The sequence below is a fragment of the Mesorhizobium sp. B2-5-13 genome (assembly GCF_006440535.1).
Classification (GTDB): domain Bacteria; phylum Pseudomonadota; class Alphaproteobacteria; order Rhizobiales; family Rhizobiaceae; genus Mesorhizobium; species Mesorhizobium salmacidum.
The window spans coordinates 118,697-142,275 of the sequence record NZ_VFUI01000001.1 but is presented as its reverse complement, the minus strand read 5'-3'; the positions used below and the strand labels follow the sequence as shown (position 1 = coordinate 142,275).

Genomic DNA, 23,579 nt, shown 5'->3' with positions numbered 1-23,579 from the left:
TTCGGTCATCAGCCCGGCACCGCTCAGCGCTTGGCGATCGGCACGTAGTCGCGCTCCGGCGCGCCGGTGTAGAGCTGGCGCGGGCGGCCGATCTTCTGGCGCGGATCCTCGATCATTTCCTTCCACTGCGCGATCCAGCCGACCGTGCGGGCGACCGCGAACAGCACGGTGAACATGGTGGTGGGGAAGCCCAGCGCCTTCAGCGTAATGCCGGAGTAGAAGTCGACGTTCGGGTAGAGCTTCTTCTCGATGAAATAGGGATCGGTCAGCGCGATCTTTTCCAGTTCCATCGCGATGTCGAGCAGCGGATCGTCCTTGATGCCGAGTTCGCCCAAAACCTCATGCGCCGTCTTCTGCATGATCTTGGCACGCGGATCGTAGTTCTTGTAGACGCGATGGCCAAAGCCCATCAGCCGGAACGGATCGTTCTTGTCCTTGGCGCGGGCGATGAATTCCGGGATGTGATCGACATGGCCGATCTCGCCCAGCATGTTGAGCGCCGCTTCATTGGCGCCGCCATGGGCCGGGCCCCATAGGCAAGCGATGCCGGCGGCAATGCAGGCGAAGGGGTTGGCGCCCGAAGAGCCGGCGAGACGAACGGTCGAGGTTGAAGCGTTCTGCTCATGATCGGCGTGCAGGATGAAGATGCGCTCCATGGCGCGCGCCAGCACCGGATTGATCTTGTATTCCTCGCACGGCACGGCAAAGCACATGTGCAGGAAGTTGGCGGCGAAATTCAGCTCGTTCTTCGGATAAATAAAGGGCTGGCCGATGTGGTACTTGTAGGCCATGGCTGCGATCGTCGGCATTTTGGCGATCAGGCGCATGGACGCAACCATGCGCTGGTATGGGTCGGAGATGTCGGTCGAGTCGTGATAGAAGGCCGACAGCGCGCCAACCACGCCGCACATCACCGCCATCGGGTGCGCGTCGCGGCGGAAGCCGGTGAAGAAGCGCGACATCTGCTCGTGCACCATGGTGTGGCGCGTCACGCGATAATCGAAATCGTCCTTCTGCGCCTTGGTCGGCAGTTCGCCGTAGAGCAGGAGGTAACAGACCTCGAGGAAGTCGCCGTGTTCGGCCAACTGGTCGATCGGGTAGCCCCGATGCAGGAGAATGCCGGCATCACCATCGATGAAGGTGATCTCCGACTCGCAGCTTGCCGTAGAGGTGAAGCCGGGGTCATAGGTGAAGGCGCCGGTGGTGCTGTAGAGCGAGGCGATGTCGATGACGTCAGGTCCGACCGAGCCGCTTCGCACCTTGAATTCGTGAGTCTTGCCGGCGAATTGCAGCGTTGCAGTGGCCTCCTGGCCGCCCACATCCAGTTTTGTCGCAGCTTCGGTCATTGCAAACTCCTTCTTGTTTCCTCATGCCGGCAAAGGCAAATTCCGCAGAGCGACACGTCGAAATCACCGCAATGCGCGTATTCGCCACCGCATTCTAGGAGTTGCGTGCCAGATTGGGCCAAGCCTAATGTTGCACTGCGAAACGCGCCTTTCAATGCCAATCTTCTTAGGCCAGTTTGCTGCTAATCGATTTGATCCGCTATGCGCGCCAGGCTTTCCTCACGCCCCAGCACGGCCAGCACATCGAAAACGCCTGGTGACGTGCTCTTGCCGGTCAAGGCAGCCCGCAGCGGCTGGGCCACGGCGCCGAGCTTATGGCCGCCAGCCAGCGCATAGTCACGGATCGCGGCCTCGGCCGTGGCGGCTGTCCAGTCGCCGGACAGCGCGTTCAAAGCTTCGTGAGCGCCGCGCAGGATCTTGCGGGCATCGTCATTGAGTACGAGTGCCGCCTTGTCGTCGATCGGCAGCGGTCGCGCGGCAAACAGGAAGCCGGCGCCGTCGACGAGCTCGACCAGCGTCTTGGCGCGCTCCTTCAGGCCCGGAAGTGCTGCCAGCAACTGCGCCTTGTTCTTCTCGTCGAGGCGCGCCGCCATCGCCGGGCCACCCTCCAGATAGGGCAAGGTGGCGATGAAAATGTCGAACAATTCGGTGTCGGCCATGCGGCGCATATGGACGCCGTTCAGCGCCTCGAGCTTGGCGAAGTCGAAGCGCGCCGCGCCCTTGTTGACGTCGCCGATATCGAACCAGGAGATCATGTCCTTGATCGACATGATCTCGTCGTCGCCATGGCTCCAGCCCAGGCGCGCCAAGTAGTTCAGCAGCGCCTCGGGCAGATAGCCCATGGCGCGGTAGGCCTCGACGCCCAGCGCGCCATGGCGTTTCGACAGCTTGGCGCCGTCGGCGCCATGGATCAGCGGGATGTGCGACATCGACGGCACGTCCCAGCCCATGGCGTTGTAGATCACGGTCTGGCGTGCGGCATTGGTCAGGTGATCGTCGCCACGGATGATATGGGTGATGCCCATGTCGTGGTCATCGACGACGACGGCATGCATATAGGTCGGGTTGCCGTCCGAACGCAGGATGATGAAATCGTCGAGATCCTTGTTGGGGAAGCGCACCTCGCCCTGGACCCGGTCCTGCACCACCGTCTCGCCCTCGGTCGGTGCCTTGATGCGGATGGCACCCTTGACGCCGGCGGGTGCCTCCGACGGGGCGCGGTCACGCCAGTGGCCGTTGTAGCGTGGTGGCAGGCCCTTGGCGCGTGCTGCCTCGCGCATTGCCTCGAGCTCGGCTGAAGTCTCGTAGCTGTAATAGGCCTTGCCCAGGCGCACCAGCTCCTCGGCCACCTCCCGGTGGCGCGGCACGCGCTCGAATTGGGAGACCGCGTCACCGTCCCATGACAGGCCGAGCCAGGTCAGGCCGTCCAGAATGGCCGATGTGGCTGCATCGGTCGAACGCTCGCGATCGGTGTCCTCGATGCGCAGCAGCATCGTGCCGCCGGTGTGCTTGGCATAGAGCCAGTTGAACAGCGCCGTGCGCGCGCCGCCGATATGCAGATAGCCGGTCGGCGAGGGAGCAAAACGGGTGATGACCTTGTCGGGCATGGAACTCTCGGAAAACGTCTGAAGCTGAGTGCGGAGTGCGCGGACTTTCGCGCGTCGCGCGTTCATGTAGCATAGGGTGTCGAGGGCGCAAGGGGCAGACCCGATGACTGGACGAGGCCGGGGCTCGGATCGGGGCGAGGGCGCCATTGTCGGCGTCAGCGAGCGATCCCTGTTTGCGACGCCTCCTGCGATCCCGCTGCCATCGCCGCTCGTGGCTGCGCCCGCAACCCAGCTGCTGCAGGCGGATAGCCCAGCGCCAACTCCATCTCCTGCCGCACGCAGAATTGTGCGCGTGCGCCGGCAAATCGGCCCGATATCCTTTCCTCGCCTGCGTCACGGCGTGGCCAAGGCGGCGGAGCTGGAACTCGACCGGGGCATCGCCTTCCTGCTGGTGCCGGTCTGCCTGGCCGTTGGGGCGATCTGCTACTTTTCGCTGGCGTCCGAGCCCGATTTTGCAAAGCCTGTCGCGGTCGTGGTTCTGGCGGCGGTATGTGCGTTCGTCTCGCGCTCCTGGCCGAAAACCCATCTGTGTTTCATGGCACTGCTTTTGTGTGTGCTTGGCCTGCTTGCGGCGAAGGTCGAAACATGGCGAGCCGGAACCCGGATGCTGGGCTCGGAAATCTCGACGCAACTGACCGGCCGCGTGATCTCGCTCGAGGAGATGGAGAGCGGCCGCATCCGGCTGACCATGGACGTGATTTCGACCGCCCGGCCGAAACTGCGCTACGCGCCTGAAAGGGTCCGGCTTTCGGCACGCAAGATACCGCCCGAAATGACCGCCGGCTCGCTTGTCACAGGCTATGCCAAACTGCTGCCGCCGACCGGCCCGGTGCGGCCGGACAGCTACGACTTCTCCTTCGACAGCTATTTCGCCGGCATCGGCGGCAGCGGCTTCTTTCTCGGCAATCCAACGGTCATCTCCGCCGAAGCCGGTGAGATGCCGCTGCCGGCACGCGTGTTTTCAGGCATCGAAAATGCCCGCGAAGCCATCGCCGACCACATCAGGGGCAGCATTGGCGGCGCCGAAGGCGAGATCGCGGCGGCGCTGATCGTCGGCGTGCGGGCCGGCATTCCCGATGAAATCAACGAAGCGATGCGGCGCACCGGCATCTATCACATCATCTCGATTTCAGGTCTGCATATGGCGCTGGTGGCCGGCACCATCATGGGTCTGCTGCGCGGCGCCTTCGCACTGTTTCCAGGGTTTTCCGCGCGCCGGCCGGTGAAGAAATACGCCGCCGCCGCCGCACTGTTTTCGATCGCCGCCTATCTCGTCATTTCGGGCGTCGTCGTCGCGGCCGAACGCAGCTTCATCATGCTGGCGGTGATGCTGATCGCCGTCTTGTTCGATCGCGCGGCGCTGACCATGCGCAATCTGGCGATCTCGGCGATCGCCGTTATCCTGGTTTCGCCGCACGAGGTCGTCGGCCCGAGTTTCCAGATGTCGTTCGCGGCAACCGCAGCCTTGGTTGGCGCCTATGCCGGCTGGGCCGACCACCATGCGGGAAAGACGAGGCCTCCGCCGCCAAAGCGATCCCTACCCGGGTTTCTGACGCGAAAATTCCTCTTGGCGACAGGTGGATTGGCCATGACGTCCATCATCGCCGGCAGCGCGACGGCACTGTTTGCCATCTGGCATTTCCAGCGGGTGTCGCCGCTCAGCCTGTTCGCCAATCTGGCCGTCATGCCGATCGTGTCGATCGTGATGTTCCTGGCCGTCGCCAGCGCGTTGCTGATGCCGTTCGGGTTGGATTGGCCGGCTCTCTACCTCATGGGCAAGGGCCTGACAGCGATGATCGCCATATCGGCGTGGATATCGGAGCGCTCTCCGGTCGATGGAGTCGGGCTGATTTCGCAGCAATCCGTGCTGCTGGTCACCGTCGCGTTGGTCATCGCGACGATGGCGACGACGTGGCTCCGGCTCACGGCGGTGCCATTCGCGCTTGCCGGTCTGTTGACTGTGTCGCACACGCGCGCGCCCGATGTGCTGATCTCGGAAGATGCGCGGCTGGTGGCTCTGTCGATCGGCAATGGCGAACTGGCCGTCAACCGGGAACGTCCGAACGAATTCGCAGCCGACAATTGGAAACGCGCTCTGATCTCCGAAACAATCGTCCTACCGGAAATGTTCGAGGAGACGGACGGGCAATTCGATCTTGCCACTCCCACCGACCTGCCGCTGGGATCGCCGTTCTATTGCCGCGAAGGCCTGTGCCTTGCCAGGCACCCTTCCGGCGCGATCATCGCCTATGTCGAGGATCGCAAGAACACCTGGAAGGCCTGCGCCTTCGCCGACCTGATCGTCGTCAATGACGCGACCGCCTATGACGCCTGTCATAATCCGCTGGTTCTCGTCGTCACCAAACGCCAGCTCGCCCGCAAGGGGAGTGCCGCCGTTTTCTTCGATCCCCAATCGGCCACGACGCCGGCTGAGATCGAATTCGCCGTCGTCGGACCATACCGGCCCTGGCACGAGCAGCGAAAATTCTCACGCGAGGCGAGGGGGCTGGCCCCCTATAAAAAGGCCGACAAGCCCGATGGCAAGCCAGTTCAGTAGCGCCTGATCAGCCCGACGAGCTTGCCCTGCACCTTGACCCGATCCGGTCCGAAGATGCGTGTTTCGTAGGCTGGATTGGCGGCTTCGAGCGCGATCGAGGCGCCCTTGCGGCGGAACCGCTTCAGCGTTGCTTCCTCCTCGTCGACCAGCGCCACGATGATTTCGCCCGGACTTGCTGTATCGGCATTGCGGATGATGACCGTGTCGCCGTCGAAGATACCGGCCTCGATCATCGAGTCGCCCTTGACTTCCAGCGCATAGTGCTCGCCGCCCATGATCATGTCCGGCGGCACCGAAATCGAATGCGTCTGATGCTGGATGGCATCGATCGGCACACCGGCGGCGATACGACCCATGACCGGGATGGACACGGCTGAAACTGCATCATCGTCGTTGCCGGCCGCGGCCAGGCGGGAAGGCGCCGTCGCCGGCCTGATCTGGCGGCCGAGACTGCCTTGGCCAAGGCTGCCCTGGATGACGCTTGGCGAGAACTTCTTTGCCGCATTGAGGCCCGGCGCGATCGAGTCCGGCAGCCGCAGCACTTCCAGCGCGCGCGCCCGATTGGGTAGCCGGCGAATAAAGCCGCGTTCCTCCAGCGCCGTGATCAGGCGATGGATGCCCGATTTGGAGGCAAGATCGAGCGCTTCCTTCATTTCGTCGAAGGAGGGCGGTATCCCGCTTTCCTTGAGCCGTTCGTGGATGAACATCAGCAGTTCATGTTGCTTGCGTGTCAGCATGGCGGCCCCCAAGGCATTGAACGAAAGGTCTGACCAGAATCGAAAAAACAAACCCAGAACAAACACTATCCGTTCCAGTTGTGTTCCGCAACCGTTTAAAGTTTAATGAATTTGTTAACGCGTCTGAAGTTTTTTGCCGCGACAGCGGACTGAGGCCGATCCTTTCCACGATCGGCCGGCATTGAAATCGTTTTGGTTAATGGCCTGTGGCCTATCCACTGATGGGCCTTGGCATCAGTCTTTCGGAGGGCTCTTCGCGGGTGGATTGTACAATTTATGGATCCATTATTCGCGGAACGAAACGAAACCAAAACGCCAACGATTGGTAGCTTAGGGGCGGCGATGGACCCAGGCGTTTGGCCCACTCCGGCCAGCGCATGCCAATAGGCGTCGCGCAAGCATTGAAGTCACCCGGAACCCGCTTGCAAGCTGCCGGCGCGGGCGGCGTATTTGGTCGCGCCGCTGTCTTCGCTATGGACATAGACGTGCAGGGTATAGCCGATATGCGCCGTCATCAGCGCCTTGGCCCGCTCGACGTCACGATCGAGTGCAGCTTCCATGATCGCTGTATGGTGTTCGATCGCAATCGCTTCGCACAATGCCTCCATTGCCTCTTCATAACCGTCCTTCAGGCCAGCCGCGGCCCGCAATGTCGGCGCCAGGCCGAGAAAACGATGATGCCGTCGCAGCTGATCGGCGATGGTCGAGCGGAATCGCATGAGCCAATTGGAAGTCGCCGCGCTCAGCAGCGCCGCATGGAAAGCTTCGTGGTTCTCGTCCCATTTATCGACGGCCGCATCCGAAGGATCGTCGACCGCGGTCTTGCAACGGGAGAGCCGGTAGTGGGCGGTGACAACGGCATCCTCCCACTCCTTGCCGCCTTTTTCCATCGATTCGAGGAACAGGGGTATCTCGACCACCATCCTGGCGCGTGCCAGGTCCTCCAGTTCGGCCCGCGATACCGGAGCGACCGTAAAACCACGATTGCTGATGGCGGTGACAAGGCGTTCGGCCTCTAGCCGCGACAAGGCTTCGCGCAACGGCGTCCAGCCGACGCCATAGGTGCCGCGCAGGGCACTCAGTTTGAGCGGGGCGCCCGGCATGAGGCGCGTGGTCAGGATGTCGCGCCGCAACAGCTGATAGGCGGCTTCCGTTTTTGTAGAACTCGTTTCATCGCGCATCGTGATCAATCCGTCGTCTGGCGAAAGTATATATGATATTGGGTCATAGCAACAATTATATATAATGTTTGACACCGACCGGCGGACCGACCATGATCGCCGTGGTAGCCGCGTTTCCAAGCGGCCCTGATCAAATCTGGGAGGAAATGATGTTGAAATCGAAATCCGCTTGGTTGTCGGGCTTGGCCCTGGCAGGCGCATTGATGATTAGCGCCGGCAGTGCCGCGGCCGATCAGATCCGTATCGGCATTGCCAATTTCGGCGAGCATCCGCAATTGAACGCCGCCATAGCCGGCTTCAAGAAGGCGTTGACGGATAATGGCTTCGTCGAGGGCAAGGACGTCGTCTACACGGAGAGCCACACCAATTTCGATGCATCGCTGGTGCCGCAGATGATCGCCAAGCTGCAGGCCGAGCAGCCCAAGCTGATCTACACCATCACCACGCCGGTCTCGCAGATCGCCAAGAAAGCGCTTGCCGGTTCCGGCATTCCGATCGTTTTTGCCGCGGTCACCGATCCGGTGGCGGCCAAGCTGGTGCCGTCATGGGACGCCGGAGACGAAGGCATGACCGGCGCCAGCGATCTGCAGGACGTCGCTGCCGTGATGGCCTTCACCAAGAAGCTGCTGCCGAACGCCAAGCGCTTCGGCGTGCCTTACAATCCCGGTGAGGCCAATGACGTTGCCTTGGTCGAAAAGATCAAGGCGGCGGCACCGGCCGCCGGCTTCGAGGTGGTGGAGGTCGGCATCGACAACGTCAATGACATCCAGCAACGCATCGCTTCGCTCGCCGGCAAGGCCGACGTGATCTACGGCCCGGCGTCGAACCTGATCCAGCCGGCGATCGCCGCGGTCTCCGCGGCCGCCCGCCAGGCCGGTATCCCGGTCGTCAACTCCGATGACAGTGCGGTCCGCAACGGCACCGTGCCTGCAAGCTTCGCGGTCAATTACACGCAGGTCGGCGTCAACGCCGGCAACATCGCCGCCGAGATCCTCAAGGGCAAGGACCCCAAGACGATCGCGCCGTCGCGCCCGGCCTACAAGGACCACATGGCAACGATCTCGCGCAAGGCGATGGCCGCGTTCGGCATCGAGATACCGGCTTCAATGGCCGATTGCGGCTGCATCGTCGACTAACATCGGAACTGCTGGGATGACGGCGTCGGCGCCGTCATCCCGAGGTCAGGGAGGAACGATGCTCGAGATTCGATCCGCACGCAAAGTGTTCTACAAGGGCCAGGCCGACGAGAAGGTCGCGCTGGACGGTCTCAGCCTGTCCTTGGCCACGGGAGAGTTCGGCATCGTCATCGGCTCCAACGGGGCCGGCAAGAGCAGCATGCTCAACGCCATTTCCGGCGCCCTGATCCTCGATTCCGGCCAGATCCTGATCAACGGCGCCGACGTGACTGCAATGCCGGTGCACAAGCGCGCCGCGAAGCTGGCGCGCGTGTTCCAGGACCCGATGCGCGGCACCGCCGCCAGCATGACGGTTGCGGAAAACATGCTGCTGGCCGATTTGCGCAGCCAAAAGCGCACCTTGCGCCCGGGGCTGAACACCACCCGCCTTGCGTCCTACAGGGAACGCCTGTCGATACTGGGCCTCGGCCTTGAAAACCGCCTCGACACACGCGTCGACCTGCTCTCGGGCGGGCAGCGGCAATCCTTGTCGCTGATCATGGCGGTCGGCGGATCGCCTGACTTGCTGCTGCTCGACGAGCATACCGCGGCACTTGATCCGCGCACGGCCGAAATTGTCATGCAGGCGACGGTGCGCGCCGTCAGCGCGCTGAAGCTGACGACTATGATGGTGACCCACAACATGCAGCACGCCGTCGACTATGGCAGCCGCGTGATCATGCTCGACGCGGGCCGCGTCCTTCTGGAAGTTAGCGGCGAGGAGAAGGCGAGGGTCACGGTTATCGATCTGATCGGCCATTTCTCCGTCAAAACCGACCGCATGTTGCTGGCGAGCTGATCACCATGGGTTTTGTTCAGGACATTCTCGCCAGCTTCGTCGCAATCATGCCGGTCACCCTGGCGCAGAGCCTGATCCTGGCCTTGGTCGTGCTCGGGATCATGATCCCGTTTCGCATGCTGAATTTTCCCGATCTCACCAGCGAAGGCGCTTTTCCGCTGGGCGGCTGCGTCTGCGGCGTTCTCCTTGCCGCCGGCGCATCGCCGCTGATGGGTATCGCCGCCGCTCTTGTCGCCGGCTTCGCTGCGGGCTGCTGCACCGCCTTCATCCATCTGCGCTTCCGCATCCACACGCTGCTTGCGGGCATCCTGATGATGACGATGCTCTACAGCATCAACCTTCGCATCATGGGCAAGTCCAACCTGTCCGTCTTCGGTTCGCCCTCGGTGTTCGACTGGGTGCCGTTCGCGCGGCCAGGTTTCCCCGCTAGCAAGATCGTCGTCGCGGGTCTCCTCGCGCTTGTCGCCTTCATGCTGCTCTACATGTTCTTCAGGACCGAGAAGGGCACGGCCGTGCGCGCCGTGGGCGCCAATCCTGACATGGCCGAGGCGCAAGGCATCAATGTCTGGGCCGCGACCATAGGCGGTGTCGGGCTGGCGAGCGCGTTTTCGGCGTCAAGCGGCGCGCTGATGGTGCAGTCGCAGGGATTCGCCGACGTCAATATGGGGCTGGGCATCCTCATCAACGGCCTTGCCGCGCTGATGATCGGCGAGGCCGTCGTCGGCAAGCAGACGGTCTGGCGGCAGCTGCTGGCGCCTTTCGCCGGCGCGATCATCTACTACCAGCTGGTGTCGTTCTGCCTTGCCGCCGGCATGCCGCCGCCCGACCTGAAGCTTGCCACGGGCCTGTTCGTGCTGGCCATGCTGGCCTTGCCTAGTCTCAAGCGCAGCCGCGGGCCGGCGCCAGCACGCGAAGCTATCCGTGAATAACCAGGGCGTGAATAATCAGGGAATGTCACAAATGATGCGTGCAACGCTCGATCTCGCAGCCGTCGAAGCCATGGACGCGGCGGACCCGCTGCGCGCCATGCGCGACCGCTTCATCTTGCCGGAAGGCGTCATCTACCTCGACGGCAATTCGCTCGGGGCCGCGGCGCCGGCCGTCTTTGACGAATTGCAGAAGGCAGCGACGCAGGAGTGGGCGCAGGACCTGATCCGTGCCTGGAACACAGCCGGCTGGTTCGACATGCCGGTCGCGCTTGGCGACCAGCTGGGACGCCTGATCGGTGCGGCGGCCGGCCAGACGGTGGTCTGCGATACGACGTCGATCAACATCTACAAAGTGCTGCATGCCGCACTCGGCATGCGGCCGGACCGCTCGGTCATCGTCGCCGAGGGCGACAGCTTTCCGACCGATCTCTACATGGCCGAAGGCGTGGCCTCGACGCGGCCCGGCACCGTGTTGCGGCTCGAGGGCGTCGACGCGCCGACCATTGAGGAACTGATCGACGAGCGTGTCGCGGTCATCCTGGTCAACCATGTCAATTACAAATCCGGCCAGCTGCGCGACATGGCGGCACTGACATGCAAGGCCCATCAGGTCGGTGCGCTGATCGTCTGGGACCTCTGCCATACGGCCGGCGCTTTACCGGTCGAGCTCGACAGCGCCAACGCCGATTTCGCCATCGGCTGCACGTATAAATACCTTAATGGCGGCCCGGGGTCGCCAGCCTTCATCTACGCCGCCGAGCGTCATCACGACAAAGTCCGGCAGCCGCTCAGCGGTTGGTGGGGCCATGCGCGACCCTTTGCCTTCGAACAGGGTTACGCGGCCGGCAGCGGCATCCGCCGGTTCCTGTGCGGCACGCAGCCTGTCTTGTCGATGCGGGCGCTGAAGGGGGCACTGGACCTTTGGGACGATGTCGACATGGCGGTGGTGCGCAAGAAGAGCATCGCGCTCACCGATCTGTTCATCCAGCTCGTCGAGACCAGATGCGGCGTCTACGGCCTGGAGCTGGAAAGCCCGCGCGACGGCAATGCGCGTGGAAGCCAGGTTTCATTCCTCCACCCCAATGGCTATCAGGTGATGCGGGCACTGATCGAGCGCGGCGTGATCGGCGATTTCCGTGCGCCGTCGACGATCCGCTTCGGCTTCACGCCGCTCTATGCCGGTTACACCGATGTATGGCAGGCGGTCGACGTACTGGAAGATATCCTGCGCACCGGCGCCTGGAAGGATGCGCGCTTCGCGGTCAAGACGGCGGTGACCTGAACAATCGTCAAACAAGGGTTCAGAGCCGGGTACGGACGTTCCAGAGTTCGGGAAACAGGACGACCTCGAGCATCTTCTTGAGATAGGAGGCGCCCGATGTGCCGCCGGTGCCACGCTTCAGGCCGATGATGCGTTCCACTGTGGTGACGTGGTTGAAGCGCCAGCGGCGGAAGTAGTCCTCGAAATCGACCAGCTTCTCGGCCAGTTCGTAGAAGATCCAGTAGCGCTGCGGATCGCGGTACACCGTCTGCCAGGCGACCAGGACTTCTTCGTTTTCCGTCCGCGTCTCGCGCCACTCCGTGCGCTTTGCGTCCGCCCCAATGTCGAAGCCGTTGCGCGCCAGAAGCAGCAGCGCTTCATCGTAGAGCGACGGCTCGGCCAGGATCGCCTCCAGCTTGGCGTTGAGGTCCGGCCGGTGCTTGTGCGGCCCGAGCATGGCGAGGTTACGGTTGCCGGCCATGAACTCGATGGCGCGATACTGCCAGGATTGGAAACCCGAGGACTGGCCGAGCGAATCGCGGAACTCGGTGTATTCGCTGGGCGTCATCGTGCGCAGCACGTCCCAGGCATTGTTCAACTGCTCGAAAATACGGGCGACGCGCGACAGCATCTTGAAGCTCGGCTCGAGCCGATCGGCACGGATCGAACGGATCGCTGCACCGATCTCATGCAAGGCGAGCTTCATCCATAATTCCGATGTCTGGTGCTGGATGATGAACAGCATTTCGTCATGCGCCGATGACAGCGGCGCCTGCGCGTCGAGCACTTTCTGCAGTTGCAGATAGTCGCTGTAGGACATGCGTTCCTTGAACGACATCTCAGCGCCTTCGGACGCCGGATCGTAGGGCTCGCTCAATTGATTTTCTCCGTGCGCAGCCGGAAGCGCTGGATCTTGCCGGTCTGGGTCTTGGGCAGGGCGGCGATGAATTTGACCGATCGCGGGTATTTATAGGGCGCGATGGTTGCCTTGACGTGGTCCTGCAGGCGCTTGACGGTCATCGCGTCTGGCGAGACACCTTGCACCAGAACGACATGCGCCTCGACGATCTGGCCGCGCTCGCCATCGTCGGCGCCGATGACAGCGCATTCGGCGACATCGGGATGCGACAGCAGCGCCGCCTCGACCTCGGGTCCGGCGATATTGTAGCCGGCGCTGACGATCATGTCGTCGGAACGCGCGGCGAAGTGGAAGAAGCCGTCCTCATCCTGCGTGAAGGTGTCGCCGGTGAGGTTCCAGCCGTCGCGCACATAGTCCTTCTGCCTGTCATCGGCCATGTAGCGGCAGCCGGTTGGCCCGCGCACCGCCAGCCGTCCGGTCTCGCCACGCGGCACCTCGTGCATGTCGCCGTCGACGATGCGGGCCTCATAGCCGCCGACCGGCTTGCCGGTCGAAGCCGGTTTCCTGTCGTCAAAGCGGTTGGAGATGAAGATGTGCAGCATTTCGGTGGCGCCGATGCCGTCGAGGATCGGCTTGCCGGTCTTTCGTGTCCACTCTTCGAAGACCGGCGCCGGCAAGGTCTCGCCGGCGGAAACGGCAACACGCAGCGATGACAGATCGGCGCCTTCGTCCATGGCCTTCAGCATGGCCCGGTAGGCGGTCGGCGCGGTGAAGGAAATGGTCGCTTTGTAGGTCTCGATGATGTGGACCATGTTGGGCGGCGTCGCCTGTTCCAGCAGTGTCGCCGCCGCGCCGAAGCGCAGGGGGAATATGGCGAGCCCGCCAAGGCCAAAGGTGAAGGCGAGCGGCGGCGAGCCGACGAAGATGTCGTCCGGCGTCACCTGCAGGACTTCACGGGCGTAGGCATCCGCGATGATCAGGAGATCGCGGTGGAAATGCATCGTCGCCTTCGGCACGCCTGTCGTGCCCGAAGTGAAGCCGAGCAGGGCGACGTCATCGCGGCCGGTGCTGACGGCGGTGAAGGTGACCGGCTTGTCGAGGGCGGCGCGGTCGAGCTCGGCGTCATGGTTGGCGGTGCCGTCGAAGCCGATCACCTGCTTCAGGAACGCACTGTCCTTGGCGCAGGCGGTCATCTCGTCCATCAGCCTGGTGTCGCAGAGCGCAGTCGTTATTTCCGCCTTGTCGACGATCTTGGTGAGTTCACCGGCGCGCAGCATCGGCATGGTGTTTACGACGACGGCGCCGACCTTGGTGGCGGCCAGCCAGCAGGCGACCATTGCCGGGTTATTGGCGGAGCGTATCAGCACCCGGTTGCCCGGCTTGACGCCATAATTCTCGACCAGCGCATGGGCGAGCCGGTTCGTCCAGTCGGACAGTTCCTTGTAGGTGCGGCGGCGGCCGTTGCCGATCAGCGCGGTGTGGTCGCCGAGACCCTTCTCGACCAGCCTGTCGGTCAGTTCGACACCGGCGTTGAGGTGTTCTGGATAGTCAAAGCCGCCGAGCAGGAAGTCAGGCCATTGGTCGGGCGGCGGCAAATGATCGCGCGTGAACGTGTCGGTATGCGCTGAAGGCCCAAGCATCTTGCGGCTGCCCCTGTCTGCCTCACGTCCATGGTGGAACAGAGCGCAGGATTGCACCAGTCGAAATTTGTTTCAAGCCTAAAATGTTTTTCGCTCGAGCATTGACGCATGACGTGGCGGCGGCCATTGCTATTGTTGAAACGATGCCGCTTCGGGGAGGGTGCCGATGCTCGACCATCGCATTGCCGACTGGGACAATGCCTACGCCAACGGCGCCAATATCGCCGGCAGCGACCGTTGGCCGGCCGCCTGGGCGGAACCCGCGCAAGCATTCCGAGACGTGATGTCGGCGCAGGGCCGGGTACGGCTCGACATCGCCTATGGCGACGGGCCGCGCAATCGGTTCGACCTTTTCCTTCCCGATGTCGCGCCCAGGGGACTCGTGGTGTTTATCCATGGCGGCTATTGGATGGAGACCGACAAGAGCTTGTGGTCGCACCTCGCCGGTGGCGGGGTCGGCAGCGGCTTTGCCGTGGCGATGCCGTCCTATACGCAATGCCCCGATATACGCATCGCCGGCATTGTCAGCGAAATCGGGGCGGCGATCGGCAAGGCGGCGGCCATGGTCGGGGGACCACTGATGCTGACCGGACATTCGGCCGGCGGACATCTTGCCAGCCGCATGGTGACGACATCGACGCCTTTGGCGGCCGATGTCTCGCGGCGTATACGCCATGTCGTTTCGATTTCAGGCTTGCATGATTTGCGTCCGCTGATGCGCACGGACATGAACACGCTGCTGAAAATCGACGAGAATGAGGCGCTGACGGAAAGCCCGGCACTGCTGCGGCCCATGGATGGTGTCCGCATCACCTGCTGGGCTGGCGGTGGGGAGCGTTCCGAGTTCCTGCGCCAGAATGCATTGCTGGCCAATATCTGGACCGGGCTTGGCGCCATCACCAGTGCCGTGGTCGAGCCCGATCGGCATCATTACGACGTCGTCGATGGCCTTGCCGATCCGGCCCATGCGTTGACGCGGACCTTGATCTCGGAATAGCCGAGATCATTTTTTCTTGTTATCCAGCTTATTTATGGGAATTCTTTAGCGCAACATCAGAACGCTGCAAACGTCTCCGGCAGCGGATGCAGGGGCAAAAGGCGCGCGCACGACCAGCCCGTTGGCGTCGGCAAGCATCCTCAGCATCGAGGAATCCTGGATACCGAACGGCGTTGCCACCAGTTTGGCGTGGTATTCCCTGACCACCGCCCGCACATAATCCTGGCGCAGATCATTGGCGGGCATTGCGGTGCCCAGCCGCGCCTGACGGATGTCCTGACGGTAGGCGCGACCGCCCAGCCTTGCCAGAAGCGGCTTCAGGAACAATTGCGAGCAGACCAGGCTTGCCACCGGGTTGCCGGGCAGGCCGATGCATCTGATATCGCCGAGGCGTCCGAACATCAGCGGCTTGCCGGGACGCATGGCGATCTTCCAGAAGCCGAGCGTCATGCCTTCGCCGGTCAGCACGTCATGGATCAGGTCGTGGTCGCCGACCGAGGCGCCGCCCAGCGTAACGACGACATCGGCGCTCGCCGCGACAGCTTTCCTGACCATGCCGGCTATGGCGTCCTTGCGGTCGGCGGCGATCCCGAGATCGAGCGCGCGGGCACCGACCGAGTGTGCTGCAGCGGCGACGCCATAAGCGTTGGACGAAATAATCTGGTCAGGCCCGAGTTCGCTTCCGGGCGGCAACAGCTCGTCACCGGTAGCGATGATGGCGACCAGCGGCCGTTTCACCACGCTCACTCGGGGATGATTGGCCGATGCCACCAGCGACAGTGCCGCCGGGTCGAGCACACGCCCCTTTTCCAGCAGCACGTCGCCCTTGGAAAAATCGAGACCGATGCGGCGGATGTTACGCCACTCTGCGGTGGGCTCGATCACCTCGATATTGCCACCGCCGATATCCCGGACATTTTCCTGGATGACGATGGTGTCGGCGCCATCAGGCAGCGGTGCGCCGGTGAAGATGCGCACGGCCTGTGCCTGGCCGACCGTACCGTCAAAGCCACGCCCGGCCGGCGCCATGCCGATCACCGCGAGTTTCGAGGGCACCGACGCCACGTCGGCGGCACGCACTGCATAACCGTCCATGGCCGAAGCGTTGAAAGGTGGCTGGGTGCGAAGCGCCACGACGGGTTCCGCCAGCACACGATCGACAGCCTCGATGAGAGGAACGCTTTCGCCCTCCAGCGGCACGGCGCCATCAAGCAGGCGTTCGAGCGCCTCGGCGACCGGAACCAGCGCCATCAGGCACCTGCCTTGTAGTCGCCAGACTTGCCGCCGGTTTTTTCGACCAGCCGGATACCTGAGATGACCATGGCGCGGTCCACCGCCTTTGCCATGTCGTAGATGGTCAGGCAGGCCACGGACGCAGCGGTCAGCGCCTCCATTTCGACCCCGGTCTTGCCGGTGACGCGCGCCAGGGCAGTGACCTTCAGGCCTGGCAGCGCATGATCAGGCTCAATGTCGACGGAAACCTTGGTCAGCAGCAGGGGGTGGCAGAGCGGGATCAATTCATGCGTCTTCTTCGCCGCCATGATGCCGGCGATGCGCGCGGTGCCGAGCACATCGCCTTTCTTGGCATTGCCGGCAAGGATGGTCTTCAACGTCTCTGGCTGCATCGAGACGAAACCCTCGGCAATCGCGGTGCGCGTCGTCTCGTCCTTGTCGCCGACATCGACCATGTTGGCCTCGCCGTGCGCGCCGAGATGAGTGAGGCCGGCCGCCATCGTCAAATCGCCATAGAACGACGTGCGTCCATTCGGACGCACAAAGTGCGTTCTATCACTTTGACTCTATGCATCGTGCTCTCCGAAAATCGATTCCGATTTTCGGGCCGACCCATCGGACGCCTTGCCCGTGAGCAGCGAGCGTGTTGCAGCGGTCACATCCCGTTGGCGCATCAAGCTCTCGCCCACTAGGAAGGCGTCGATGTCCGTCCTTTGCAGTCTAAGACAATCGTCATGCGAGAAGATGCCGCTTTCGCTGACCAGCAAATGACCACCCGGCACCATCGCCCGCAGCCGCTCCGACGTATCGAGGCTGGTCTCGAATGTCCGCAGGTTGCGGTTGTTGATGCCGATCAATTGCGATGACAGTTTCAGCGCGCGCTCCGTCTCGGCTTCGTCGTGCACCTCGATCAGGGCATCCATGCCGAGCTCGAATGCGGTCGATTCGAGTTCGCTTGCCATGGCGTCATCGACGCTGGCCATGATGATCAAAATGGCGTCCGCGCCCCAGGCCCGAGCCTCGTGAACCTGGTAGGGGTCGAACAGGAAATCCTTGCGCAGGGCGGGCAGCGTCACGGCGGCTCGCGCCTTGGTCAGAAACTCCGGTGCGCCCTGAAAGGAGGGCGCATCGGTCAGCACGGAAAGACAGGCCGCGCCTCCTTTTTCATAGGCCTTGGCCAGACTCGGCGGATCGAAATCGGCACGGATCAACCCTTCGGACGGACTTGCCTTCTTGATCTCGGCGATCAGTGCAAAACCGCCCGATCTGCGCTTCGCTTCGAGTGCGGCGAGGAACCCGCGCGGTGCGTCGGCGTCTTTTGCGCGCGCCTTGATCTCGGCCAGCGGCAGGCGTGCCTTGGCGGCGGCTATCTCGTCGCGCTTGTAGGCTTCGATCTTGCGCAAAATGTCAGACACGGTTCACCCGTTCGAAATTTCGACCAGCCGGTCGAGCACCTGCAGCGCCCGGCCGCTGTCGATCGCCTGCGCGGCGATGTCGATGCCGTCGCCGAGTGTCGTCGCCTTGCCCGCAATCACCAGTCCGGCGCCGGCATTCATCAACACCGTGTCGCGGTAGGCGCCGGCGGCGCCGCCCAGCATGTCGCGCAAGGCCTTGGCATTATAGGCGGCATCACCGCCGCGCAGCTCACCCTTGGTATGGCGCTTTAGTCCAACCTCTTCCGGGGTCAGCGTAAAGCTGCGGATTTCGCCGCCAACCAGTTCGGCGACCTGCGTCTCGCCTGTGGTGGTGATCTCGTCATAGCCATCGCCATGGGCGACCCAGGCATGCTCGGTGCCGAGCGCCTTCAGCGTTTCGGCCACCGGCATGATCCATTCCGGCATGAACACGCCGACCATCTGCCGCTTGACGCTGGCCGGGTTGGAAAGCGGGCCGAGCAGGTTGAAGATGGTGCGCGTGCCAAGCTCGCCCCGAACCGGACCGACATGCTTCATCGCCGGATGGTGCGCCGGCGCGAACATGAAGCCGACACCGGCTTCATGGATGCATTTGCCGATAATCTCCGGTGCAATGTCGATCTTGACGCCGAGGGCAATCAGCACGTCGGCCGCGCCGGTCAGCGAGGACAGGCCACGATTGCCGTGCTTGGCGACAGGCACGCCGCTGCCGGCAATGACAAAGGCGGAGGCCGTCGAGATGTTGACCGAGTGCGAATTGTCGCCGCCGGTGCCGACGATGTCGATGGCGCCGTCAGGGGCATCGACGCGAAGCATCTTGGCGCGCATCGTGGCGACAGCGCCCGAAATCTCGTTCACCGTCTCGCCGCGCACACGCAGCGCCATCAGGAAGCCGCCGATCTGCCCTGGGGTCGCATCGCCCGACATGATGATGTCAAAGGCCTCGCAGGCCTCCTCGAAGGACAGGGCAGTGCCGGTCGCGACCTTGGCGATATGGGTTTTCAGCGCGCTCATCTCGTCGAGGCTTGGGCAACGGCGGCCTGGTCGATGCGGACGTCGTACTGCGTCTGCAACTGCGCCACCAATTGGTCGAGCAGGTCGTCGGACATGCCGGAGGTGAATGATTTCTGCGCGTCGTCCGGCACCGAGCTGGCGTCGGCGCCGGCCGGTTCGAACACTTCGGCGACCTTGAACAGGATCTGGCCGTCGCCGGTGGGCGAGGGGATCAAGCCGGTGCCGCCTTCGCCGACCCCGAACATCACGGCGGCGCCCTCCTTGCCGAAATCGGCATCATCGGCTTCGCGCTTCAAGCCGCGCTTGGTCTGCTTTTCCAGCTTGAGGTCACCGGCGATGACGTCGAGCGTGGCGCCGGCCTTGAGGCGCTTCTCGAGTTCGTCCGCCTTGGCGGCGAGCCGCTTGGTGGTTTCGGCCGCCGTCCAGTCGGCGACAACTTTCTGGCGCACCTCGTCAAGAGTGCGGTCGCGGGCCGGTGTGATCGAACCGACCTCATAGAAGACGAAGCCGTTGTCCGCGGTGGTCAGCGCCTCGTTTTCGGTGTTGGGTTCCGCATCAAAGACGGCCTTGATCAGCGACGGTGATTCCGGCAGGTCCTTGACGATGGAGCCATCGGGCCTCAGGCCATTGCGATCGATGGCGTCGACGGTGATGTCCTTAAGCTTCAATTTGGCGGCCGCGTCGGCCAGAGAACTGCCCGATGCACGGGTGTCCTCATAATTGTCGTGCACATCCAAAAGGATGCGGCTTGCCTCGCCCAGCGCCAGGTCCTTGCGGATCTGGTCGGACACTTCGGCGAGCGGCTTTACCACCTCGGGCTTGATCTCGGTCACGCGCAACAGCACCGGGCCGAAGGTGCCCTGAACGACCTGGCTGACTTCATTGACGTTGAGCGCGAAGGCGGCATCGGCAACCGCCTTGTCGGCGATCTTGTCCTTGGCGAGCGTGCCAAGCAGCGTGTCGGCCGGGGTCTTGCCTTCGGCGATCACCAGTTTGTCGAAGGTGGCGCCGGCCTTGAGCGAATCGAGCGCTGCCTTGGCCGCATCCGGCGTCTTGAACACAAGCTGCTCGATGGTGCGCATTTCGGGCGTGGTGTAGCGTGCCTTGTTCTTGTTGTAGTCGTCACTGACCTGCTGGTCGGTGACCGCGGTCGTGTCCATGATGTCCACCGGTTCCAGGCGGACATAGGAAAATTTGCGGTATTCAGGTGCGGCGTAGGTTTTCTTGTTGGCCTCGAAATAGGCCTTGAGCACGCTGTCGCTCGGCGCTTCGATCGGCTCGACCAGCGTCTTTGGCAATGTCAAATAGTCGACGGTGCGGTCTTCACCGCGGTAGAGCGCGACCGCCTTGAAGAACGTGTCCGGCGCCTTGAGGCCGTCCGAGACCGCTTCGACGATCTGCTGGCGCACCGCCACCTGGGCGCGGTTCTTCAGGTAATCCTCGGGCCGCATGCCGACTTCGTGCAGCATGTAGTCGAATGTCCTTCTGTCGAACTGACCGCCAGGACCCTTGAAAGCCGGATCTTCGCGGGTGAGTTCGGCCAGCCGGTCCTTGGAGAGGCCAAGGCCCAGCTTGCGTGCCTGTTCGTCGAGAACGGCACCGGAAACGAGTTGCGCCAGCACCTGGTTGTCGATGCCGAGCGCCTTTGCCTGTTCGTGAGTGAGGCGCTGACCGAACTGCTGCGACATGACGGCGAGCTGGCGGTCATATGCAAGGCGGTATTCGTTGATCGATACCTTGGTGCCGCCGGCCGTTATCACCGAATCGTGGCCCGCAAGGCCGCCCATCAGCCGTCCGGAGATGCCCCACGCGGCGAAACTGACCACCAGCAGCGAAAGCAATGTCTTCGCGACCCAGGTACTTGCCGCGCTTCTCAACATACCAAGCATGGTTACTTCCGATTTATGCGCATTTTCGCATGCGCCGAGTTTGAAACAAGCGCAATAGCGCCCTTCCGGTCCACTGTCGATTGCTTTGTGGCCTGATTTTGGTAGTGAGGGCCAGAGCCTGATATCGCCCGGAGAAGCACACCATGACGCCAGGAATTCGCCCGCTTGTCGCCGGCAACTGGAAAATGAACGGCACCAGCGCCTCGCTGAACGAGCTCAGGATGATCGGTAACGGTTTCATGAGCGGGCTCGACGCCGAGACCGAAGCACTGGTCTGTGTTCCCGCGACGCTGCTTTCCCATGCCGCCGAGATCCTGTCACGCACGCCGGTCCATGCCGGCGGTGAGGACTGCCATAGCAAGGAGAGCGGCGCCTATACCGGCTGCATTTCCGCGGAGATGCTGAAGGACGCGGGCGCGAGCCATGTCATTGTCGGTCATTCCGAATGCCGCGAACAAAGCGGCGAGGACGACGCCACGGTCCAGGCCAAGGCCACCGCGGCCTGGCGTGCCGGGCTGGTGGCCATTGTTTGCATCGGCGAGACGCGGCAGGAGCGTGAGGCTGGAGCCACGCTGGAGGTGCTGTCGCGCCAGGTGGCTGGCTCGGTGCCGCCAAGTGCCACGCCATCCAACACCGTCATTGCCTATGAGCCGGTTTGGGCGATCGGCACCGGCTTGACGCCAACCGCGGCCGATGTGGCCGAAGCGCATGCGCATATCCGCGAAAAGCTGTCGGAAAAACTCGGCGCCGCCGCCGCCAGGATGCGCATTCTCTATGGCGGCTCGGTCAAGCCGTCCAACGCGGTGGAGCTGCTGGGCGTCCGGAATGTCGATGGCGCGCTGGTCGGCGGCGCCAGCCTGAAAGCGGCTGATTTCCTGGGTATCGCCGAAGCCTATCGCAGCATTGCAGGCTGAGAGTCACGAGGGTGGGCGGGTCTCGTCCCGTCCAAATTCGTTGCAAAGGGCGCGTTGCTTCCCATATTCCGGCCACGGGCTTGGAAATGCCGTGAAAGCATTGTATTGAGCCGCCTCCAATTCACCGGTCGTGTCCGCGGCCGGGCAAGGCCTTGCCAGGATAAACTATGCAAACCGTACTGATCGTCATCCATCTCATGGTCGTACTCGCCCTTGTCGGCGTGGTGCTGCTGCAGCGCTCCGAAGGCGGCGGCCTCGGCATTGGTGGCGGATCGGGCTTCATGACTGCACGCGGCGCCGCCAACGCTTTGACCCGGGCGACGGCGATCCTGGCGGCTGCGTTCTTTGTGACGTCGCTGACCTTGTCGATCATCGCCCGCTACGGCGAGAAACCGATCGACATTCTCGATCGGGTTCCCACGACCTCGGACGGCAAGGGCGTGCTCAACCAACTGCCGGGGAAGACCACGCCGGCACCGGCCGGCAACGCTACGCCGACGCCGCCGTCCGGAAACGACGCCGCGGCAAAGCCTCCGGCCACGGCACCCGCCGCCGGCTCGACGCCGCCGGCGACCAATGGGACCACCAACACCGCACCGGCGGCGCCTCAGGTTCCGAACCAGTAACTTCCACTTTTCCAAACCGCGATCTGTGATCGTTTGAACACAGTCGCGGCAAATGCTGCGCGATCACGAAGATTCGACGGGCAGCGGTGCGGTCTCGCGCTTGAGGCATCCGCGCTTATTCGACTATAGATTGCACGCGGCATTTTCGGCGTCCTTGGGGGACGCCGGGCGACGCCGTGGGCAACAAGCATTGAACGATCGGATCTTCGCCATGCAGCTTCGCAGCTTCATTTTCCTGGGACTTTGCGCCGCAATCGGCATGAGTTCCCCGGCTTTCGCCGGCATGCCGGCAAATATGGCCGCACAACAGTCGGTGTCGCTTGAAAAAACCGACGCCATCCCCGTCGCGGCCAAGAGCGATGCGGCGCAGTTGAAGCTTCTCAAAAAGAAGAAAACCCCGACACCGGACGACCTCGCCCAGATCAAGAAGATCGAGGCCAAGATCGCCGCTGGCAAGGAAGACGCCAAAGCCAAGGCGCTCGAAGCCCGGAAGCTGGCGATGCGCGAGGCAGCCAAAGCCAGGGCTGACGCGGACCGGAAGGCATTCCTGGCCAGCAAGGGTCAGAAAGCACCGGCAACCGAAGTGGCCGATGCCAAGCCGGCCAAGAAGACCATCAAGATTATCGAGCCGATTGAACCGGTCACGCCTATCCAGTCGGCCGAGCCTGTCCCGGCCGAGGTGATGAATGTCGCTTTGACCGGTAACAATGGCGAATTGCGCAGCGAGGTGGTCGGCGGCCAGAAGCAGTCAAGCGGCGGCCTGTTCGCCGGTCTGTTCGGTGGAACCTCATCCGGCTCATCGATCAGCTATCTGCCCGAGACACGCGCGCTCGACTCGGCACTTGCCCAGAAAAATGCCAAGAAGCCGTTCAAGGTGAAGCCGGAATTCGTGCCTCAGGACGTGGAATTCACGGGCTACGATGCCGGCACGATCGTCATCGACACCAGTGCTCGCCGGCTCTATCTCGTCGAATCATCGACCACCGCACGCCGCTACGCCATCGCGGTCGGCCGCGAAGGCCTGCAGTTCAAGGGCACGGTCGCGGTCGGCGACAAGCAGGAATGGCCGCGCTGGATCCCGACGCTCGACATGCAGAAGCGCGAGCCCAAGCACTACGGCCAGTACAAGGACGGCATGGCCGGCGGCGGCCAGAACCCGCTCGGCGCACGCGCCATCTATCTCTATGACGGCAAGAAGGACACGCATCTGCGTATCCACGGCACCATCGCGCCGCAGTCGATCGGCACCAGTGCCTCCAATGGCTGCTTCCGCATGATGAACGAGCACGTCATGGATCTCTACAGCCGCGTCCGGGTCGGCACAAAAGTCGTCATCATCTGACGTTTCCCTCATCATGCCGAAAGGGCCGGCTCAGCCGGCCCTTTTGTTTTGCTTAAGG

20 protein-coding genes are annotated in these 23,579 nt (G+C 63.0%); 9 read left to right on the top strand and 11 right to left on the bottom strand.

Going from position 1 to position 23,579, the window contains the following annotated elements; genetic code table 11:
- Positions 1 to 23: 23 nt before the first annotated feature.
- On the bottom strand, positions 24 to 1,346 hold the full coding sequence (gene gltA / locus FJ434_RS00740; protein ID WP_140505460.1) for a citrate synthase: 1,323 nt from the start codon (positions 1,344 to 1,346) through the stop codon (positions 24 to 26).
- Between the two features lie 182 nt (positions 1,347 to 1,528).
- On the bottom strand, positions 1,529 to 2,953 hold the full coding sequence (gltX, locus tag FJ434_RS00735) for a glutamate--tRNA ligase (protein ID WP_140750273.1): 1,425 nt from the start codon (positions 2,951 to 2,953) through the stop codon (positions 1,529 to 1,531).
- Between the two features lie 103 nt (positions 2,954 to 3,056).
- On the opposite strand from gltX, the gene FJ434_RS00730 reads away from it, so the two are divergent.
- Positions 3,057 to 5,510: a ComEC/Rec2 family competence protein gene (locus FJ434_RS00730; protein ID WP_140750276.1), complete on the top strand. Its 2,454-nt coding sequence runs from the start codon at positions 3,057 to 3,059 to the stop codon at positions 5,508 to 5,510.
- Here the strand turns inward: FJ434_RS00730 and lexA are convergent.
- Together lexA and FJ434_RS00720 are read right to left on the bottom strand one after the other, a co-directional pair.
- A complete protein-coding gene (lexA, locus tag FJ434_RS00725; RefSeq protein ID WP_140505455.1) occupies positions 5,504 to 6,247 on the bottom strand; it encodes a transcriptional repressor LexA in 744 nt (247 codons plus the stop codon). The two genes, FJ434_RS00730 and lexA, sit on opposite strands and share 7 nt — an antisense overlap.
- A 407-nt stretch (positions 6,248 to 6,654) precedes the next feature.
- A complete protein-coding gene (locus FJ434_RS00720; protein ID WP_140505453.1) occupies positions 6,655 to 7,428 on the bottom strand; it encodes a GntR family transcriptional regulator in 774 nt (257 codons plus the stop codon).
- A 149-nt stretch (positions 7,429 to 7,577) separates the two neighbouring features.
- Between FJ434_RS00720 and FJ434_RS00715 the strand changes: the two genes are divergently transcribed.
- Genes FJ434_RS00715 through kynU form a run of 4 tightly spaced genes read left to right on the top strand, consistent with a single transcriptional unit; the run spans position 7,578 to position 11,613 of the window.
- Positions 7,578 to 8,564, top strand: a complete 987-nt coding sequence (locus FJ434_RS00715; protein WP_140750278.1) for an ABC transporter substrate-binding protein — start codon at positions 7,578 to 7,580, stop codon at positions 8,562 to 8,564.
- Positions 8,565 to 8,622: 58 nt separating this feature from the next.
- Complete coding sequence (locus FJ434_RS00710) at positions 8,623 to 9,402, top strand: ABC transporter ATP-binding protein (protein WP_140750280.1); 780 nt, start codon at positions 8,623 to 8,625, stop codon at positions 9,400 to 9,402.
- Between the two features lie 5 nt (positions 9,403 to 9,407).
- The gene (locus FJ434_RS00705) at positions 9,408 to 10,331 is read left to right on the top strand and encodes an ABC transporter permease (protein WP_140750282.1); all 924 of its coding nucleotides are present in this window, start codon (positions 9,408 to 9,410) and stop codon (positions 10,329 to 10,331) included.
- A 34-nt stretch (positions 10,332 to 10,365) separates the two neighbouring features.
- Positions 10,366 to 11,613 carry a kynureninase gene (kynU, locus tag FJ434_RS00700; protein ID WP_140750420.1) on the top strand — a complete coding sequence of 416 codons (1,248 nt, stop codon included), beginning with the start codon at positions 10,366 to 10,368 and terminating at the stop codon, positions 11,611 to 11,613.
- Positions 11,614 to 11,632: 19 nt separating this feature from the next.
- Here the strand turns inward: kynU and kynA are convergent, their stop codons facing one another.
- Together kynA and FJ434_RS00690 are read right to left on the bottom strand one after the other, a co-directional pair.
- A complete protein-coding gene (gene kynA, locus FJ434_RS00695) occupies positions 11,633 to 12,469 on the bottom strand; it encodes a tryptophan 2,3-dioxygenase (protein WP_140750284.1) in 837 nt (278 codons plus the stop codon).
- Positions 12,466 to 14,091, bottom strand: coding sequence for an AMP-binding protein (locus tag FJ434_RS00690; protein ID WP_140750286.1), 1,626 nt, complete (start codon positions 14,089 to 14,091; stop codon positions 12,466 to 12,468). Before FJ434_RS00690 ends, kynA begins: the two co-directional genes overlap by 4 nt.
- A 166-nt stretch (positions 14,092 to 14,257) precedes the next feature.
- Here FJ434_RS00690 and FJ434_RS00685 point away from each other — a divergent pair, with 166 nt between their 5' ends.
- Complete coding sequence (locus FJ434_RS00685; protein ID WP_140750288.1) at positions 14,258 to 15,088, top strand: alpha/beta hydrolase; 831 nt, start codon at positions 14,258 to 14,260, stop codon at positions 15,086 to 15,088.
- Between the two features lie 45 nt (positions 15,089 to 15,133).
- Here the strand turns inward: FJ434_RS00685 and glp are convergent, their stop codons facing one another.
- The 5 genes from glp to FJ434_RS00660 form a co-directional block, all read right to left on the bottom strand.
- Positions 15,134 to 16,339: a gephyrin-like molybdotransferase Glp gene (glp, locus tag FJ434_RS00680; RefSeq protein ID WP_140750290.1), complete on the bottom strand. Its 1,206-nt coding sequence runs from the start codon at positions 16,337 to 16,339 to the stop codon at positions 15,134 to 15,136.
- Positions 16,339 to 16,821 (bottom strand): cyclic pyranopterin monophosphate synthase MoaC, encoded by a 483-nt coding sequence (gene moaC, locus FJ434_RS00675; protein WP_140505531.1) that lies wholly within the window; start codon positions 16,819 to 16,821, stop codon positions 16,339 to 16,341. Before moaC ends, glp begins: the two co-directional genes overlap by 1 nt.
- A gap of 66 nt (positions 16,822 to 16,887) precedes the next feature.
- On the bottom strand, positions 16,888 to 17,736 hold the full coding sequence (gene trpC / locus FJ434_RS00670) for an indole-3-glycerol phosphate synthase TrpC (protein WP_140750292.1): 849 nt from the start codon (positions 17,734 to 17,736) through the stop codon (positions 16,888 to 16,890).
- A gap of 3 nt (positions 17,737 to 17,739) precedes the next feature.
- Positions 17,740 to 18,750 carry an anthranilate phosphoribosyltransferase gene (gene trpD / locus FJ434_RS00665; protein WP_140505438.1) on the bottom strand — a complete coding sequence of 337 codons (1,011 nt, stop codon included), beginning with the start codon at positions 18,748 to 18,750 and terminating at the stop codon, positions 17,740 to 17,742.
- A complete protein-coding gene (locus FJ434_RS00660) occupies positions 18,747 to 20,639 on the bottom strand; it encodes a SurA N-terminal domain-containing protein (RefSeq protein ID WP_140750294.1) in 1,893 nt (630 codons plus the stop codon). The genes trpD and FJ434_RS00660 overlap by 4 nt, the downstream gene beginning before the upstream one ends.
- A gap of 143 nt (positions 20,640 to 20,782) precedes the next feature.
- On the opposite strand from FJ434_RS00660, the gene tpiA reads away from it, so the two are divergent.
- The 3 genes from tpiA to FJ434_RS00645 all read left to right on the top strand — a co-directional run bounded on the left by tpiA (position 20,783) and on the right by FJ434_RS00645 (position 23,521).
- Positions 20,783 to 21,553 carry a triose-phosphate isomerase gene (gene tpiA / locus FJ434_RS00655; protein ID WP_140505435.1) on the top strand — a complete coding sequence of 257 codons (771 nt, stop codon included), beginning with the start codon at positions 20,783 to 20,785 and terminating at the stop codon, positions 21,551 to 21,553.
- A gap of 167 nt (positions 21,554 to 21,720) precedes the next feature.
- Positions 21,721 to 22,179 carry a preprotein translocase subunit SecG gene (gene secG / locus FJ434_RS00650; protein WP_140711627.1) on the top strand — a complete coding sequence of 153 codons (459 nt, stop codon included), beginning with the start codon at positions 21,721 to 21,723 and terminating at the stop codon, positions 22,177 to 22,179.
- A gap of 211 nt (positions 22,180 to 22,390) precedes the next feature.
- A complete protein-coding gene (locus tag FJ434_RS00645) occupies positions 22,391 to 23,521 on the top strand; it encodes a L,D-transpeptidase (protein WP_140711625.1) in 1,131 nt (376 codons plus the stop codon).
- Positions 23,522 to 23,579: the final 58 nt, after the last annotated feature.

Bases quoted from the DNA above. Each gene is read 5' to 3' on its own strand.
- gltA (WP_140505460.1), bottom strand. From the start codon at position 1,346: ATGACCGAAGCTGCGACAAAACTGGATGTGGGCGGCCAGGAGGCCACT.
- gltX (WP_140750273.1), bottom strand. From the start codon at position 2,953: ATGCCCGACAAGGTCATCACCCGTTTTGCTCCCTCGCCGACCGGCTAT.
- FJ434_RS00730 (WP_140750276.1), top strand. From the start codon at position 3,057: ATGACTGGACGAGGCCGGGGCTCGGATCGGGGCGAGGGCGCCATTGTC.
- lexA (WP_140505455.1), bottom strand. From the start codon at position 6,247: ATGCTGACACGCAAGCAACATGAACTGCTGATGTTCATCCACGAACGG.
- FJ434_RS00720 (WP_140505453.1), bottom strand. From the start codon at position 7,428: ATGCGCGATGAAACGAGTTCTACAAAAACGGAAGCCGCCTATCAGCTG.
- FJ434_RS00715 (WP_140750278.1), top strand. From the start codon at position 7,578: ATGTTGAAATCGAAATCCGCTTGGTTGTCGGGCTTGGCCCTGGCAGGC.
- FJ434_RS00710 (WP_140750280.1), top strand. From the start codon at position 8,623: ATGCTCGAGATTCGATCCGCACGCAAAGTGTTCTACAAGGGCCAGGCC.
- FJ434_RS00705 (WP_140750282.1), top strand. From the start codon at position 9,408: ATGGGTTTTGTTCAGGACATTCTCGCCAGCTTCGTCGCAATCATGCCG.
- kynU (WP_140750420.1), top strand. From the start codon at position 10,366: ATGCGTGCAACGCTCGATCTCGCAGCCGTCGAAGCCATGGACGCGGCG.
- FJ434_RS00690 (WP_140750286.1), bottom strand. From the start codon at position 14,091: ATGCTTGGGCCTTCAGCGCATACCGACACGTTCACGCGCGATCATTTG.
- FJ434_RS00685 (WP_140750288.1), top strand. From the start codon at position 14,258: ATGCTCGACCATCGCATTGCCGACTGGGACAATGCCTACGCCAACGGC.
- glp (WP_140750290.1), bottom strand. From the start codon at position 16,339: ATGGCGCTGGTTCCGGTCGCCGAGGCGCTCGAACGCCTGCTTGATGGC.
- moaC (WP_140505531.1), bottom strand. From the start codon at position 16,821: ATGGCGGCCGGCCTCACTCATCTCGGCGCGCACGGCGAGGCCAACATG.
- trpD (WP_140505438.1), bottom strand. From the start codon at position 18,750: ATGAGCGCGCTGAAAACCCATATCGCCAAGGTCGCGACCGGCACTGCC.
- FJ434_RS00660 (WP_140750294.1), bottom strand. From the start codon at position 20,639: ATGCTTGGTATGTTGAGAAGCGCGGCAAGTACCTGGGTCGCGAAGACA.
- tpiA (WP_140505435.1), top strand. From the start codon at position 20,783: ATGACGCCAGGAATTCGCCCGCTTGTCGCCGGCAACTGGAAAATGAAC.
- secG (WP_140711627.1), top strand. From the start codon at position 21,721: ATGCAAACCGTACTGATCGTCATCCATCTCATGGTCGTACTCGCCCTT.
- FJ434_RS00645 (WP_140711625.1), top strand. From the start codon at position 22,391: ATGCAGCTTCGCAGCTTCATTTTCCTGGGACTTTGCGCCGCAATCGGC.